At 44.2% G+C, this 15,900-nt stretch carries 11 protein-coding genes and 2 tRNA genes; 5 read left to right on the plus strand and 8 right to left on the minus strand.

The annotated features are described in order from the left end of the window. Positions 1-67: 67 nt before the first annotated feature. The 4 genes from AB4133_RS00715 to AB4133_RS00730 form a co-directional block, all read right to left on the minus strand. Positions 68-158, minus strand: a tRNA-Ser gene (locus AB4133_RS00715). Positions 159-576: 418 nt separating this feature from the next. Next, positions 577-667 (minus strand) — tRNA-Ser (locus AB4133_RS00720). 138 nt (positions 668-805) lie between these two features. Next, positions 806-2,614 (minus strand): DUF3413 domain-containing protein, encoded by a 1,809-nt coding sequence (locus tag AB4133_RS00725; RefSeq protein WP_017065981.1) that lies wholly within the window; start codon positions 2,612-2,614, stop codon positions 806-808. A 28-nt stretch (positions 2,615-2,642) separates the two neighbouring features. Beyond that, positions 2,643-2,870, minus strand: a complete 228-nt coding sequence (locus AB4133_RS00730) for a YejL family protein (RefSeq protein WP_004734063.1) — start codon at positions 2,868-2,870, stop codon at positions 2,643-2,645. Between the two features lie 84 nt (positions 2,871-2,954). Between AB4133_RS00730 and yejK the strand changes: the two genes are divergently transcribed. From yejK to AB4133_RS00745, 3 genes are all read left to right on the plus strand, one after another. Continuing rightward, the gene (gene yejK / locus AB4133_RS00735) at positions 2,955-3,959 is read left to right on the plus strand and encodes a nucleoid-associated protein YejK (protein ID WP_017061190.1); all 1,005 of its coding nucleotides are present in this window, start codon (positions 2,955-2,957) and stop codon (positions 3,957-3,959) included. Between the two features lie 105 nt (positions 3,960-4,064). Further along, positions 4,065-5,468 carry an Hpt domain-containing protein gene (locus tag AB4133_RS00740; protein WP_102398080.1) on the plus strand — a complete coding sequence of 468 codons (1,404 nt, stop codon included), beginning with the start codon at positions 4,065-4,067 and terminating at the stop codon, positions 5,466-5,468. A gap of 76 nt (positions 5,469-5,544) precedes the next feature. Then, entirely contained in the window at positions 5,545-6,723 is a 1,179-nt protein-coding gene (locus AB4133_RS00745) for a hypothetical protein (RefSeq protein ID WP_017065980.1), read from the plus strand. 104 nt (positions 6,724-6,827) lie between these two features. Here the strand turns inward: AB4133_RS00745 and nhaC are convergent, their stop codons facing one another. Then, the gene (nhaC, locus tag AB4133_RS00750; RefSeq protein WP_017063453.1) at positions 6,828-8,264 is read right to left on the minus strand and encodes a Na+/H+ antiporter NhaC; all 1,437 of its coding nucleotides are present in this window, start codon (positions 8,262-8,264) and stop codon (positions 6,828-6,830) included. Positions 8,265-8,764: 500 nt separating this feature from the next. On the opposite strand from nhaC, the gene asd reads away from it, so the two are divergent. Continuing rightward, positions 8,765-9,883 (plus strand): aspartate-semialdehyde dehydrogenase, encoded by a 1,119-nt coding sequence (asd, locus tag AB4133_RS00755; protein WP_017061186.1) that lies wholly within the window; start codon positions 8,765-8,767, stop codon positions 9,881-9,883. 152 nt (positions 9,884-10,035) lie between these two features. On the opposite strand, the gene AB4133_RS00760 is transcribed toward asd, so the two are convergent. Both AB4133_RS00760 and AB4133_RS00765 read right to left on the minus strand, forming a co-directional pair. Then, entirely contained in the window at positions 10,036-10,878 is an 843-nt protein-coding gene (locus AB4133_RS00760) for an ion transporter (RefSeq protein WP_372223818.1), read from the minus strand. Between the two features lie 149 nt (positions 10,879-11,027). After that, on the minus strand, positions 11,028-11,666 hold the full coding sequence (locus AB4133_RS00765; RefSeq protein ID WP_017061184.1) for a YchE family NAAT transporter: 639 nt from the start codon (positions 11,664-11,666) through the stop codon (positions 11,028-11,030). Between the two features lie 638 nt (positions 11,667-12,304). On the opposite strand from AB4133_RS00765, the gene adhE reads away from it, so the two are divergent. Beyond that, positions 12,305-15,010: a bifunctional acetaldehyde-CoA/alcohol dehydrogenase gene (gene adhE / locus AB4133_RS00770; RefSeq protein WP_017061183.1), complete on the plus strand. Its 2,706-nt coding sequence runs from the start codon at positions 12,305-12,307 to the stop codon at positions 15,008-15,010. Between the two features lie 186 nt (positions 15,011-15,196). Here the strand turns inward: adhE and AB4133_RS00775 are convergent, their stop codons facing one another. Continuing rightward, positions 15,197-15,880, minus strand: a complete 684-nt coding sequence (locus tag AB4133_RS00775; protein ID WP_017061182.1) for an SDR family oxidoreductase — start codon at positions 15,878-15,880, stop codon at positions 15,197-15,199. Between the last annotated feature and the right edge of the window lie 20 nt (positions 15,881-15,900).

Genomic DNA, 15,900 nt, shown 5'->3' on the forward strand with positions numbered 1-15,900 from the left:
ACGTAAGTTCTTTACGCAAACGCCAGATACAAAAAAGCCGCTGATTTCTCAGCGGCTTTCTTTAATGTGGTGGAGGGATAGGGATTTGAACCCTAGAACCGCTATTAACGGTTGCCGGTTTTCAAGACCGGTGCTTTCGACCACTCAGCCATCCCTCCAATGGCGCGTATAATATAAGGGTGGCTTTCGCTTGTAAATACCCTTATTAACTGACTGCTTTTTTTATGAACGCTTTTTGGTGTTTTTGTTCTGAATGATTATTTATTGTTCGGTTTATTAAGAAGCCGACAAAATCTAATATTCAATAAGCCAAGTATTCCCAACTTTTGTTATACGTGAAGTGTTTCTGTGCTATTAAAAAAGAAAGTATCTAATTGGCTTGCAGGTAAAGTTATGAGGGGAGTGGCTTAGGCGCATGAACTTTTAGTTTAGAACGGTGAGATCGGAATTTAAAACTAGGTATAAAGTGAATGGGTTTGAAACTGGGACTGTAGAGAGTTTTGTTAGATGAGCTTTATATTTTAAAAAGCTTCAGATGCAAAAAAGCCGCTGATTTCTCAGCGGCTTTCTTTAAAGTGGTGGAGGGATAGGGATTTGAACCCTAGAACCGCTATTAACGGTTGCCGGTTTTCAAGACCGGTGCTTTCGACCACTCAGCCATCCCTCCAGTGGCGTGAATAATATAAGGGGTGGAGGATCTTGTAAACCCTTAATTTTCATAATTTTGTTTTGTTGCTTGTTTTCTAATCATTCACGGCAATAAAAAAGGGAAGCCATTGGCTTCCCTTTGCTGTTTGCTGATTATTTAGTCATTTTTTGTGTAGAAACGCTGTAGCTCTGTCAGGCCTTGCATCAACACAGGTAAGCGAGGGCTTACGTTTTTCAGGCGCTTGTAATTTTGGTCGTACAATTTGTAGTTACCAAATTTATCCAACACCGTTGTTTGCTGGTCAGTAACAAGAGCAAGTTCACGAGAGTCGCCCGCGAGAATCCACTTTCTGTTACGTTCATTAAACAGGCTGCGACCACTACTGAAATCTGTTGGGTTCGAAGATACACCCAATAGCTCTTGCATCAGTGTTACTGACACGTCTAGATGACTAGAACGGTGGGTGTATTCAGAAGCAGACTTGCCAGGCCAGCTGATAAACAGTGGTACTTGTAACTGATAACGACTGTAGTTGGAGTTTGCACCCCAGCTGTTGGTTTTGGTTTCGTTAAACTCAGTACCGTGGTTAGAGGTAATGATAACCACCGTGTTATCGGCAAGCTCTAAGCGTTCCAGTTCAGCGTAGATAGTTGCTAGCTGAGCATCGGCCGCTGTCGCCGACTTTTGATAGTCTGCTGCAAAACGCTCTGCTGTCGTTAGCGTAGAGTCCGACTCTGAACTTGAATCGTAGCTGGCGAAGTTATCCAGTGTGGTTAATTCAATAAAGTTAAACCAAGGGCGTTTAGCTTGCGGTGATTGAATCCAGTTAGACCAAGCTTTTATGGCACTCTGGTCATCATAAGTTGCTTGCTCTGGCATCACATCACGGCCTCGGAAGATAATATCCGAGTAAAGTGCATCGCTAAAGTTGTCGCCACTGAAAGCAGCGAACTTGTAATCGTGATTCTCTAAAACATCGAGCAATACTGCGCTTGACCCCTGAGCTTCAATGCTGCTTGCGTAGCTGCTCGGTAGGCCGTAGAACAAGCCAAAAATACCGAACATATCGTTACTTGAACTGTAGTGGTTGGTGAAGTTGATCGACTGTTGCGCGTAGGCATAGCTGTTTGGCATCGCCGTCGCATTAAGTGCGTCAGAGCGAAGGTTGTTCACACTCACCATCAGGATATTAAGATCATCACTGCGGCGGTTGTATTGAATTTTTTCTAGCGGGTAGCTAACTAGGTTTACATTCTCTTTGTTCGCTTCTAAACGCTCAAGGTACTCTTCACGGTCTAATAGGCCATGTTTTTCCATAAAGCTTTTCGCTGTCATAGGGTAAGACAGTGGGAAGTTCGCTTTCTGGCTAGTAATTGGGTTATAGAAGTACGCATCAGCCCACATGTAGGTCAAGTGGCTGCTGATGAAACACAAGAAGAAGACGGCAGTAATCGGACGGCCAATGTGTTTATGAGACAGTTTACGCTGCTTACGCCAAACCCACTCAGATAGACCGAGTTGCAGCAAGAAGATAAGCGGCATAACAATGAAGAGGTGCTGCAAATCAGACGTGAATGCAGATTCCTCTCCACTGAATAAAACCTCCCACACGACAGGCGTCAGGTGGAGGTTTATATTTTGATACGTTTGGGTATCAATAAGTAGGACAGTTAAACCTATGGTCGCGAAGATAACGGCAACCAAACGTAATAACTTCCTCGACGGAAGAATAAAAGTGAGCGGGAACAGCACTAATAGATAGAGCGCGAACACTAAAAAGCCAAAATGACCAACCCACGATGCAGCCAAATAGAATTGGCCTAGCAAGGTTTCTGGCCAAGCAGATTGAGTAATATAACGAGTACCAATCAACATCGCAGCAATGATGTTGAAAAATGCAAACCAGTGACCCCAACCAACCAGTCGAGATACACGATCGCTATATGAGTTTGCGCTGTCTACCATTTATAATTCTTTTATCCGTCAATCAAATTTAGTGAGACTTTTTATCTTCAAGAGAAGAAATTAAAGCCTCGGCAAATTTTTCAGCAATTCCTTTGCGTTGTGAAGCAGCAACATTCTGATTTAAGACATTGGTTGCGATATTTCCAGCGATCATCAGTGAAAGTTCTGGCGAAGCTTTGTGCTTAGTTAGTACAGCACCTACTTCAGCTAGGATTTTTTCAACTTGATCATCTGTGTATTTAGATATAATCGGCATAAGGACTCTAATAATGATAGTAAAAGCGGCTTATGATAACCTACTATGCACGACAACTGAAACCTGAACGGTAATATTTTCACTATGAGCCTTCACCTTTCCAACGTAATTTTACACCAGCTGAGCAAGAACGATCAGGATGAGCTGATTGTTAACTATCGTGCTGAATCTCTAGAAAACGATGCTTCATCTGAAAGCCTAGTTGCTGAACTTCACCGTGTTTTTAATTCAAAAGCAGGCAAAGGGTTTGGTTCTTTCAAATCTGACAGCGAATTCCAGCAGTGGTTGCATCAACTTCGTGCTGGTGAGACAAACTTTTACGATTTTTCTCAAAAGAGTGCGCAACGTCTAAAAGACGAACTATCAAAGTACCCATTCGCTGACGAAGGTATCTTGGTAATGGCTGAATATCAGTCACTTGCAACAGATTATCTTTTCATTGGTTTATTGCCTTCAAACCAAAGCCTAAAGGTAACTGAAGGGCTTGATATTAGTGCGACTGACTACCTTGATATCTCAAAAATGGATATCGCGGCTCGCCTAGACCTTTCTACTTATGAGACTGATAAAGAGTCAAACCGTTACTTAACTTATATTAAAGGACGTGTTGGCCGTAAAGTCGCGGATTTCTTCTTAGATTTCTTACAAGCTGAAGTCGGTTTGGATGCGAAACAGCAGAACCAAGTACTGATGCAAGCGGTAGAAGACTTCGTTTCTGACTCTAAATTAGAGAAAGAAGAAGCGATCAGCTACAAAAAGCAGGTTGCGGATTACTGTAACGAGCAGCTTAAAGCGGGCGATGAAGTACAAGTTCGTGAACTTTCTGGTGAGTTGCCAGCAAGCACTGATGGCACAAGCTTCTTTGACTATACTAGTGAGCAAGGCTACGAGTTAGAAGACAGCTTCCCAGCCGATCGCGCAACTATGCGTAAACTAACAAAATTTGTTGGTGCTGGTGGCGGTTTGAATGTTAGTTTTGATAGTCTGCTTCTAGGCGAACGTATCTTTTACGATCCGGAGACAGACACGCTAACGATTAAAGGCACTCCACCGAACTTACGTGACCAACTGACTCGCAATAAGTCATAGTCCGAAGTTAACGGATAAAAGCGGCAGCAGGACGTTGTCGCTTATTTTGTGCTTAATCTTTTAGCTACGGTCATGGCTTCAAGTTAACACGCACAAGGAATATAGATGGAACAATCAGTAGCAAAGCCCAAACGCTTTAAAAAACCAGCCACCTTTTTGGTTGTGCTCTTGGCTCTGTGGTTACTTCCTTCATTGGCTCTTCTTAATCTAAGCCGTTCCTACACCAATTCTCTAGCTCAAATCGAAGAGCTCGGTATTCGAGTCAACGAATTGAGGCAATCGCTTTATTTCTCAGAACCGCTTCGAGTCTCTCGTATCAATGATCTCGCACTCGATGCTCAGTTGGTTTATTCGATCCGACTGCAGATTGAATCTGATTTCCAACACGCCTTGTTTCGTCCTGATGTCAACCAACTGTTGTACGTAGCTGATCAGTTCCTAGAAAAGTTCGATGAGTTCATTCCAATAGAAAGCCAAGTTCAAGACATCGTTGATAACATTAAGATCTTGCGTGCTGATAAAGAGCTTTCCCCTCAGCTAAAACCGCTCCTCAACGAATTCGGTGTTGTGGTATTTGAAGCCATGTATTCTGAAAATCAAAGTTCGTCAGCGACTTATCGCGCCTTTGATTCCATTCTAGAAAAATCTTATTCCTTAGAAAACGAAGAACAAGATGCACTCCAACAACTACTGGCTGATGCGTCAGCATTGTTGAGTGATTACGCTCAGCTTAACTATTTGGTTGATAAGATTAAGAAAAACTCAGTAAATGAACAGATCATAAAACTCGAAGCTGAGTTCCATGATCGTCAATTCAACCTATTGTTGGTGATGCTAGGCTTAAGCTTGGTGGCGATGAGCGGGATAGTGTTTTGGGGCGTTAGGTCCACAAAAACGATGAAAGAAGCAGACCAAGAACTCAGCTCTGAACTAGAAATTAATTCAAGTAAGGAAGACGCTTCTTATAGCGATGTTGTTTCCTCAGCAGTGAAACAAGCAGATAGTGACGCTTATGTATCCGAGAACAGGCCAACGCGCCAGTCTTCCGACTCTCAACCTCCGCAGAGCGTTAACGTTACAAGCCAACCCGTTGTACCGCAATACTCTATTCAGCAAGTCCCTGAACAGGCGCCAGTAGTAGAGAAACACGTTGCCAGTGTCACAGATTCAAAGCCTGCGATTGATATCGAAGACATGTTAGAAACGCTCGATGGTGATGCTGAGTCTGTCGAACTCTTGCTTGGTGTGTTTGTACAAGACCACGCAGGTGACTACGAGAAGTTTAAGTCTTTGTTGACCAAAGATGAAACCTCCGCGGCTCGCATTGTACATAGCTTAAAAGGCGTGGCTGGCAGTATTAAAGCGTCTCGGTTAGCCATCATTGCCGCAACCATTGAAATGACAATGAAGCAGTCCAGAGCAATCAGTGAACATGATTTAGCTGAACTAGAGCAGGCTATAAAAGCCTCTGTGGATTCTGCTCATGAATATTTAGACAGTCAGCGTTAACTTTTACAGGATTTTTGACAATACTATGACGAAGCGCTCATACAATCAGCGCCCTTAGTCTTTGTCAGAGGTTTATATGTTACGAGTTTCGAGTCGAAGTTGGATGGTGTTGGTGCTTAGCATTGTGCTAAGTGGTTGTTCTCTCTTAGAAGTTAAGTTAGATAGTCAAACGACGCCTCTCACTCAACAAGAGTTAAATGCTCGGATCATGACGCGTGAATACGCCAAGATGTTCTTTACACGAGTAGAAGATTCGGCCGATCTCATCGCGCAATCTTACCCTGCTGATGACACCTTACATCAATCTTATGTGTTGCTTTGGAAGATCCATGCAGAGCAGGGCTTACAACAAGCGGCTTACCAAACTTCCCCTATGTCTGCGTTAATTGACTCGTGGGTTTTCACTGCCCAAATGAATCAGTTTTATAGCCAAGGCGACGGCGCGGATCTGTTCGCGACGGATGATGCAGTAGAGACCGCTCGTTTTCTTGATCAAGAAGCCGAGAAGCTGGCAAAGGGTGTATTGAGCTCGAGTGATTTCAAAAACAGCAAAGCGTTCGTTGCGCAGTTTTCTGCTAGCCACCCATTTAAAGACCTCACATTCAGAAGCACACCTGCTTACCGTGAATGGCTAAATTACCTTGGTAAAGACGAATCGCAAATCGTTCAGAGCTTAGGCACCATGCCAGAAGCCATGAGTGACGCATCTGATCGTTTAAGCCTTATGGCTGACCAGACACCGAAACTGATGTCGTGGAAGGCGGAGCTGGTTGCATTGAATAGCTCGCTAACGGGTGAAGACCTATCGATGACGCTGGAAAGCCTTCGTCAAACATCAGCAAGCATGCAAGACTTCATTGAGAACAATCCGGAGTACATGCAAACACTGGCTTCTATTATGTCGACAGAAATGCAACCATTGCTCAACGACCTCAGTGATAAAACCGACCAAAAATTAGCGATGCTGAGTGATGAACGTGTGGCATTAGAAAAAATGGTGACACGTGAGAGAGAAGCTCTAGTAGAGATGATTGCGAAAGAGCGCATCGAGATTGCCGGCATTGTGACTTCAGAAAGAGAACTGTTCACGCAAGACCTTGATCGCGTCTCTCAAGAGGTGGTGGTACTGGCGATTGATAAGCTAATGGAGTTAATCAAAGGTGTGATTATCTACTTCATCCTGTTTATCTTAGTAGTGTTCTTTGCACCGTTAGGCATCGGTTACTGGTTGGGTAAACGAACCGCCAATAAATAGATAAATAAGTAAATCAGCAGATCAAAAAAGAGCGCTCTAGGGCGCTCTTTTTGCATTTATCCATTAACGTTTTGAGTTACGTTCGAAAGCGTTAGCTCCTGAACTTAAGCTTGTTGCTTGCTTAACTCGGTCGCTTCTTCAGCTTCAAACGCTGGTGCTGTTGGTTCACACTTATCAACGAACCAACCCATGTAAGATGTCACGATAGTCACGATGATACAGATGAAGCTTAACCACATGAAGGGTGCGTAAGACAGCGTCGCAACACCAAGAATACTCGCCATGTAGATACCGTTATCACTCCAGGGAACCATACCCGACGTTAGCGTGCCACCAAACTCAGCATTACGAGATAGGTTCTTACGCTTGTAGCCTAAACGGTCGTAGTTTTTCGCACAGATTTTTGGCGTAAGGATTAACGATACGTACATTGCAGAACCGAACACGTTACCCATGAAGGCCGTACCAATTGTGCTCGTCGCTAGTGAGCCTGCGCTGTTTACGCGGCGCTCAAACACCTTAGCGATTGTCTCTAGTACGCCCACTTTATCCAGTAAGCCACCGAAACCTAGACCAAATACGATAACCGCAACTGAACCTAGCATTGAAGACATGCCGCCACGGTTAAGAATCGAATCAATAAACTCTACGCCAGATGAGATTGAGAACGGTGCCCAAGCAGTGTTGAATGCCGTTAGGAAGTCGATATCTTGGATCATGACTGCCCAGATAATACCCAGCAGAGAACCAAAACTGATGACCGGGAATGAAGGCATACGGAAAGCCAACAGACCAAGCACGATAAGTACCGGAACGAATGAGTAAGGCGTGATGTAGAACTGAACTTCCATCGCTTTGATGACAGAGTCTACTTGGCTCATGTCAACGTTGCCCGCGTAGTGGAAACCAAACGCAGTAAACATGATGCCTGTAATCACGTAGCTGATTAACGCAACTGGAAGCATGCCCTTGATGTGTTCAACCACTTCAACACCAGACATTGAAGAAGCCAGAATCACTGAATCAGAAAGAGGAGACATCTTGTCACCGAAGTAACAGCCTGACAGCACAGCACCTGCAGTAATCGGTGCTGGAACACCTAGGCCTTGGCCGATACCCATCATCGCGATACCTGCTGTACCCGCAGCACCCCAAGAAGTACCGGTCGCCAATGCAGTTAGAGAACAGATGATCATGGTCGCTAAAAGGAAGATAGAAGGGTGGATAGCTTTCAGACCATAGTAAATGATAGTAGGTACGATCCCGCCTGAGATCCAAGTACCAACAAGAGCGCCAACGGCTAAAAGTATTAAAACCGCGCCTAAGCCATTGGATATTCCTTTGAGTGCTGCTTTTTCTAAGTCTTTGTATTGGTGTCCAAGACGAATACCAAGAACCATGATAATGAACCAGCCAATATACAAGGCAAGTTGAATTGGAAGGTCAAGCTTTGCAGTAAAGGAAAAAGCAAGGGATAGAAATAGTCCTAACGCGATGAATACCTGCAATAGGTTCGGTAGGCGAGTTTTACTCTGCTTCATAAAAGCCTCTTGTGATTTCGAGCATTTATAGTGCTTCGTTATAGTGTGTGGTGCAAAACGGACACTACAGTAATTAGTTTATTATATCGAAAAAATACGCCCAAGTTGTGATATTTGACTGTTAACTCAATCAATTGTGGTTTCATAATCTAAATTTTTGTTACATTCATGATTGTTACATGTTGAAATCTGTCGCACGTTGTTTTCGTTTTGTAAAATAAAACTCTGATTAACCTTGGTTTAAAAGAGGGGTTTACTGTTTGTGATGAGCGTCGATTGAATCGACTTTGGCGATGTAAATGTTTGAATTTGACGATAATGGACGCTTAATCAATGAGGTGGAGATGGAATGTCGATACAGAGATAACTGCACGATTCATTACGTTCACTTAAAAGAAACGAAAAAGTTACACTTTTTGACAAAAAGCACTTGAGTTCTGTTTCTGAAAAACTTATAGATGGGGGAGAGCAATTTTTAATTTATACATGGAGAGTGAGCGATGAGAGTAGGTCTAGTTGGTTGGCGCGGTATGGTTGGTTCTGTACTGATGCAACGTATGGTTGAAGAGAAAGACTTCGACTTGATTGAGCCTGTTTATTACAGCACATCTCAGATTGGTATTCCTGCCCCTGTTTTAGGTGGTAAAGATGCGGGTCTACTTCAAGACGCTTTTGATATTGATAGCCTAAAACAGCTTGATGCTGTGATTACCTGTCAAGGCGGCGATTACACATCAAAAGTATACCCAGCACTGCGTCAAGCAGGTTGGAAAGGTTACTGGATTGATGCAGCATCTACTCTGCGTATGGATGCTGATTCAATCATCACTCTTGATCCTGTTAACTTGGCTCAAATCCAGCAAGGCATTCACAGCGGCACCAACACGTTCGTTGGCGGTAACTGTACTGTGAGCTTAATGCTTATGGCTCTAGGTGGTCTGTACGAGAAAGGCATGGTTGAGTGGATGAGTGCCATGACTTACCAAGCAGCTTCTGGTGCGGGTGCTAAGAACATGCGTGAGCTGATCTCACAAATGGGTGTGATCAACGACAGCGTAAGTTCTGAGTTAGCAAACCCTTCAAGCTCAATTCTTGATATCGATAAGAAAGTGGCTGATACGATTCGTTCATCTTCATTCCCAACAGACCAATTTGGTGCTCCGCTTGCAGGCTCACTGATTCCTTGGATCGATGTGAAGCGTGAAAACGGTCAGAGTAAAGAAGAGTGGAAAGCCGGTGTTGAAGCGAACAAGATTCTTGGTCTAGATGGTCAGCCAATCCCAATTGATGGTACTTGTGTACGAATCGGTGCAATGCGTTGTCACGCTCAAGCACTAACGATCAAGCTTAAGCAAGACGTGCCAATGGACGAGATCGAAGAGATCATCGCAACGCACAATGATTGGGTTAAAGTGATTCCTAATGACCGCGACATCACGGCACAGGAGCTAACACCAGCGAAAGTAACAGGCACAATGTCTGTGCCTGTCGGTCGTCTGCGTAAGATGTCGATGGGTAACGACTTCCTAAACGCCTTCACGGTTGGTGACCAACTACTTTGGGGTGCTGCAGAACCACTACGTCGTACTCTACGCATTATCCTTGCTGAGAAATCGTAATAGGCAAGATTGCTTAAATTCTATTAGCTGATAAACCGAAAGGGTTGACGACAAACGTCAACCCTTTTTAGTTTATTGCTACCTCGTTATTCGGCCCTCGAAACTGCCCTTAAATCTCTTCGCATCTCGCTACTCGAATCTCGTGTCTGCTTTTATTTCTCGTCGGTGACGACACGCTTGTCTGGATCCGCTAATTCGCTAGCACAGTGCTTGCAATACATGGCGTCTGAATCATGACCCGCTCGGTTACAATTCGGGCACTTAACCAACTCTTTGTGCGAGTTCATCTCATTACTGAGTTCTGCAGTAATGATCCCGGTTGGCACTGCTAAGATAGAGTAACCCAATAGCATGGTCAGTGATGCTATGGCTTTACCAAGCGCGGTCTGCGGCACCATGTCACCATAACCTACCGTAGTGATAGTCACGATGGCCCAATAGATACTGTGAGGAATACTGGTGAAGCCATTGTCAGGACCTTCAATAACAAAGATCAAGGCGCCAAAGATAACCACCAAGATGCCGACGGTGCTAAAGAAGATCAGTATCTTTCGTCGTGCCATTAATAGTGAGCGCAACAGAATATTGGAATCTTGCAGGTAGCGAACCAGCTTTAGAATTCGGAAGATACGCATCACACGCAGCAGTCTCACCACACCCATAAATGAAGCGCCTGGGAAGATGATTGCTAGGTAGGTCGGAAGAATCGCCAATAGGTCAACGACACCATAAAAACTGGTGGCGTAAGATTTTGGCTTTGGGGAGCAATAGAGCCTTAACAAATACTCAAGAGTGAAGAGTGCAGTGAAGGTGTATTCGATATAACGCAGCTGTTGTGACCATTCGGTCATCACATTAGGGATGGATTCTAAGACCAGAACCAACAGCGAAGCCAAGATTGCAACGATCAGAGTTATATCAAATGCACGTCCGGCTGGCGTGTGAGTACCAAAGATAATGACGTACAAATGATGCTTGAGTGGCTTGCGTGACATAAGGAGAGGTTCGTCTTCTGTTAAATGCATTAACAGTCATTATACAAGCTTCATAATAACGAGGCGAGTGAAAGCCCAATTGCTTTACTCGCCTCATCTATATTTCAATATTGTTGCCCTTTATAGAGCAACCGAAATGTTGTTAAACGTTATGCCAAGCCTGGGAACAGATTACGTAGGCCATTGGCGATGAACTCGATGCCCAATGCGCCAAGAATCAGACCCATGATACGAGTGATCACGTTGATACCCGTTTGACCTAAAAAGCGAACGATAACCGGCGCTGAACGGAACAAAAGCCAAGAGCACGTTGCGAATGCGATGATGCTAATGCCGATGCCGACCGTATCAATAGCAGCAGGGTAGCGAGAACCATAAACAATGGTCGAGCTGATTGCACCTGGGCCTGCCATTAGCGGCATAGCAAGTGGAACAACGCCGATCTGCTCTTTGCTGATGTATTCAGACTTCTCTTGTTTGTTCTGCTTATCTTCACCGAGCTTACCGCTCATCATCGAAAATGCGATGCTCAATAACAGTAAGCCACCAGCAACGCGGAATGAATCCAACGAGATGCTAAACATATCAAGAAGCATTTGCCCTGCAACAAGTGACATAATCAAGATCACGGCAACAGCAATATTTGCTTGTAAGGCTGTCCTGTTCCTCTCTTCTGGCGGCATATGAGCAGTAAGAGAAACAAAAACAGGCATGATGCCGATTGGGTTTACGGCAGCAACAAGCCCAAGGAAGAATTGCATAAAAATTGCGAGTTCTAAGCCTTGCATGAGAGCGATCTCCAGTTAGCGTACTTAAGGTTGAAGGGTTGATCTGTGAATAGTTTAGGCGCGTAATGTAAGGGACAAACTCAATTTACGCGAATGAAAAAAACTAACTTGAAATGGGTGATTCTTTTTAGAAAAACTAATTGAATCTCACTTTTGTTTTAAGCCTGTTGCAAGCTAGTTGGTAGTGTTTCATTTTGTAATTTATTATTGAGTAACTGTTAACCGACGCACGAAATTAATAAAAATTATGTCAGAATCTAGCCCGTACAACGCTATGGATATACTCTCAGTAGCACGAATATAGCTGTATACATGTAATTTAACGGACTAAAAATGAAACTTTTTTACAGTTTATTACGCTATGTAGAAAAAAGTTGTCTGTTTGCTTGTTTTTTGCGCGAACGAAAAGTGTGAGTTTAATCTATATAAATCATGCTCTTAAGTTCATTTTTGCGATTGCCTTACTACTTTCTGGTTAATTCTTTTTGGGTAACTGATCTGGGTCAATTTTTTTCACACAGTGAAATAATATACTCAGCCCTGAAAGCAATTTACTAAGAACGCTGGTGTTTAAGGTTAACGGCAAGCAGCGAATTTAATAAAAAGTTTTTAATATTTATTATTTTAGGAGATCCACCATGCCTGTAACTAACTTAGCGGAACTTGATGCTCTAGTAGCTCGCGTTAAAGCAGCACAAGAAGAGTTTGCAACATTCTCTCAAGAGAAAGTAGACGCAATCTTCCGCGCAGCTTCTCTTGCTGCTAACCACGCTCGTATTCCACTTGCTCAACAAGCAGTTGCTGAATCTGGAATGGGTATTGTTGAAGATAAGGTTATCAAAAACCACTTTGCATCTGAATTTATCTACAACAAATACAAAGACGAAAAAACATGTGGCATCTTAGAAGAAGATGACAACCTAGGCACAATGACTATCGCTGAGCCTGTAGGTATCATCTGTGGTATCGTTCCAACAACGAACCCAACTTCTACAGCAATCTTCAAATCTCTAATTTCTCTTAAGACACGTAACGGCATCATCTTCTCGCCACACCCACGTGCAAAGAACTCAACTAACGACGCAGCGAAACTAGTTCTAGACGCAGCTGTTGCAGCTGGTGCTCCAAGAGACATCATCGGTTGGATCGACCAACCATCTGTAGAGCTTTCTAACGCGCTTATGAAGCACGACGGTATCGCACTTATCCTTGCTACTGGTGGTCCAGGCATGGTTAAAGCAGCATACTCTTCAGGTAAGCCTGCTATCGGTGTTGGTGCTGGTAACGTTCCTGTCGTTATCGATGAAACAGCTGACATCAAACGTGCTGTAGCATCTATCCTTATGTCTAAGACTTTCGATAACGGCGTAGTATGTGCTTCTGAGCAAGCTGCAATCGTAGTTAGCGAAGTATATGACGAAGTTAAAGAGCGTTTCGCTTCTCACAAAGCTCACGTTCTATCTAAAGCTGACGCCGATAAAGTACGTAAAGTTCTGCTTATCGACGGCAACCTAAACGCTAAAATCGTAGGTCAACCTGCTCCAGCAATCGCTGAAATGGCTGGTGTTAAAGTTCCTGCTGATACAAAAGTACTTGTAGGTGAAGGTCTTGGTAAAGTTTCTTACGATGACGAATTCGCTCACGAGAAACTATCTCCAACTCTAGGTCTATTCCGCGCAGATGACTTCGAAGACGCAGTTGCTCAAGCGGTAACTATGGTTGAAATCGGTGGTATCGGTCACACATCTGGTCTTTACACTAACCAAGATACTAACGCAGACCGCATCCGTTACTTCGGTGACAAGATGAAGACTGCTCGTATCCTAATCAACATCCCGACTACTCACGGTGGTATCGGTGACCTGTACAACTTCAACGTTGCACCTTCTCTAACTCTAGGTTGTGGTTCATGGGGTGGTAACTCTATCTCTGAGAACGTAGGTCCTAAGCACCTTATCAACAAGAAAACTGTAGCGAAGCGAGCTGAAAACATGTTGTGGCACAAACTACCTAAGTCTATCTACTTCCGTCGTGGTAGCCTTCCAATCGCAATGAGCGACCTAGAAGGTAAGAAACGCGCATTCCTAGTAACTGACCGTTTCCTATTCAACAACGGTTACGCAGATGACGTAGTTAGCTTGCTTAAAGCACAAGGCATCGAAGTTCAAACTTTCTTCGACGTAGAAGCGGATCCAACGCTATCTGTTGTTGAGAAAGGCGCTGAAGCAATGAAGAGCTTCCAACCTGATGTAATCCTTGCTCTAGGTGGCGGTTCTCCAATGGATGCTGCTAAGATCATGTGGGTTATGTACGAGCACCCAGAAACTCACTTCGAAGAACTAGCAATGCGCTTTATGGACATCCGTAAACGTATCTACAAGTTCCCTAAAATGGGTCAAAAAGCTGAGCTTGTATGTATCACTACAACTTCAGGTACAGGTTCAGAGGTTACTCCATTCGCTGTTGTTACTGACGACAAGACTGGTGCTAAATACCCACTAGCTGATTACGAAATCACGCCAAACATGGCTATCGTTGATGCGAACCTAGTAATGAACATGCCTAAGTCTCTAACAGCGTTCGGTGGTTACGATGCAGTAACTCACGCTCTTGAAGCTTACGTATCTGTTCTAGCGAACGAGTACTCAGACGGTCAAGCTCTTCAAGCTCTTAAGATGCTTAAAGAATACCTACCATCAAGCTACAAAAATGGTGCGGCTGACCCAATAGCTCGTGAGAAAGTACACAACGCAGCAACTATCGCTGGTGTAGCATTTGCGAACGCATTCCTAGGTGTGTGTCACTCAATGGCTCACAAAATTGGTGCTGAGTTCCACCTACCACACGGTCTTGCTAACGCACTACTTATCTCAAACGTTGTACGTTACAACGCGAACGATAACCCAACTAAGCAGACTGCATTCTCTCAGTACGACCGTCCACAAGCACGTCGTCGTTACGCTGAAGTTGCTGACCACCTAGGCCTAAGCCAAGCTGGTGACCGTACAGCTCAGAAGATTGAACGTCTACTGACTTGGTTAGAAGAGCTTAAAGTTGACCTAGACATCCCACTATCTATCCAAGCTGCGGGTGTTAACGAGTCTGACTTCATCGCTAAACTAGACGAGCTAGCTGTTGAAGCGTTCGATGACCAGTGTACAGGTGCTAACCCACGTTACCCTCTAATCACTGAGCTAAAAGAAGTTCTAACAACTTCTTACTTCGGCCAACCATACGTTGAAGGCGAAACTTTCGAAGGTACTACAGTTATCCTTAAGAAAGCAGACCAAAAGCCAGCTGAAGCGAAAGCGCCAAAAGCTAAAAAAGAAAAAGCTAACGCATAATAAGTAAGCATTAGTTTTGAGATAAGTTTTCGCTAGCACGATACTTATCTATCGGGAAAAGATGAAAGCCCCAGTCGAGAGACTGGGGCTTTTTTTATGTTTGGTTCGTTTGTAAAACCGATTGAGAGGCAATAGCTCTGCTACTTAATATGAGCTGAGCCAGTCATGTTCAATTGGAATAGGGAGTTAAACCTCTGCCGCGACAACTCGCCCACTGAAGTAGTCATTCGAGACAATGTATTCGGTTGTTCTGGTCAGCTCGTCTTGCAGCTGCGCCCAGTGACATCGGTTGAGCTTGCCATCGGAGTTATGAACGGCGGGAACAACGCCACCGACTCGAATGCCAAAGGGAGTCAGCTCTTTCGCCCAACTATGGGTAAAGCCAGTGATCATTGAGTTTGCGCTCTCTAAGCCAGACACATCGTGAAAGTCATCATGAGATATCACATTCACAATCACGCCTTCCTTATCTTCCTCTCGCAATCTCTCAGCACTGATTTGCCCAAATGCGAACAGGGTCGATGCCATCGATGAGAGATCATTAATAAAGCTGCTCACAGGCTGATCGCCAATTAGGCTAGGCATTGGGGAGCTTATCCAGTTATTGACCAGCACATCGGGTGTCGTGTTGAAGGTGGTTTGAATAAAATCATATACGCTGAGAATCGCTTGGCTGTCATTGCCTTTGAGCGTGTAGTGGTAAACAGAGTCAGAAAACCGGGCACACTGTAGATACGTCGCTTTAAGTGCTTCCGTGTCTTTATCACAAAGGATGACGGTGGCTCCAAGGTTAACAAAGTGGTTCGCAATCGCCCCCCCCAGTCGCGAGCCGGCAGATGTCACCAATATGATTGAGCTTTTTATTTCCATCCCAGTACCTAAACAAATCG

The sequence above is a fragment of the Vibrio sp. 10N.286.52.F8 genome, assembly GCF_041468745.1.
In the GTDB taxonomy this organism is placed as follows: domain Bacteria; phylum Pseudomonadota; class Gammaproteobacteria; order Enterobacterales; family Vibrionaceae; genus Vibrio; species Vibrio crassostreae_C.

Bases quoted from the DNA above. Each gene is read 5' to 3' on its own strand.
- AB4133_RS00725 (WP_017065981.1), bottom strand. From the start codon at position 2,614: ATGGTAGACAGCGCAAACTCATATAGCGATCGTGTATCTCGACTGGTT.
- AB4133_RS00730 (WP_004734063.1), bottom strand. From the start codon at position 2,870: ATGCCGATTATATCTAAATACACAGATGATCAAGTTGAAAAAATCCTA.
- yejK (WP_017061190.1), top strand. From the start codon at position 2,955: ATGAGCCTTCACCTTTCCAACGTAATTTTACACCAGCTGAGCAAGAAC.
- AB4133_RS00740 (WP_102398080.1), top strand. From the start codon at position 4,065: ATGGAACAATCAGTAGCAAAGCCCAAACGCTTTAAAAAACCAGCCACC.
- AB4133_RS00745 (WP_017065980.1), top strand. From the start codon at position 5,545: ATGTTACGAGTTTCGAGTCGAAGTTGGATGGTGTTGGTGCTTAGCATT.
- nhaC (WP_017063453.1), bottom strand. From the start codon at position 8,264: ATGAAGCAGAGTAAAACTCGCCTACCGAACCTATTGCAGGTATTCATC.
- asd (WP_017061186.1), top strand. From the start codon at position 8,765: ATGAGAGTAGGTCTAGTTGGTTGGCGCGGTATGGTTGGTTCTGTACTG.
- AB4133_RS00760 (WP_372223818.1), bottom strand. From the start codon at position 10,878: ATGTCACGCAAGCCACTCAAGCATCATTTGTACGTCATTATCTTTGGT.
- AB4133_RS00765 (WP_017061184.1), bottom strand. From the start codon at position 11,666: ATGCAAGGCTTAGAACTCGCAATTTTTATGCAATTCTTCCTTGGGCTT.
- adhE (WP_017061183.1), top strand. From the start codon at position 12,305: ATGCCTGTAACTAACTTAGCGGAACTTGATGCTCTAGTAGCTCGCGTT.
- AB4133_RS00775 (WP_017061182.1), bottom strand. From the start codon at position 15,880: ATGGAAATAAAAAGCTCAATCATATTGGTGACATCTGCCGGCTCGCGA.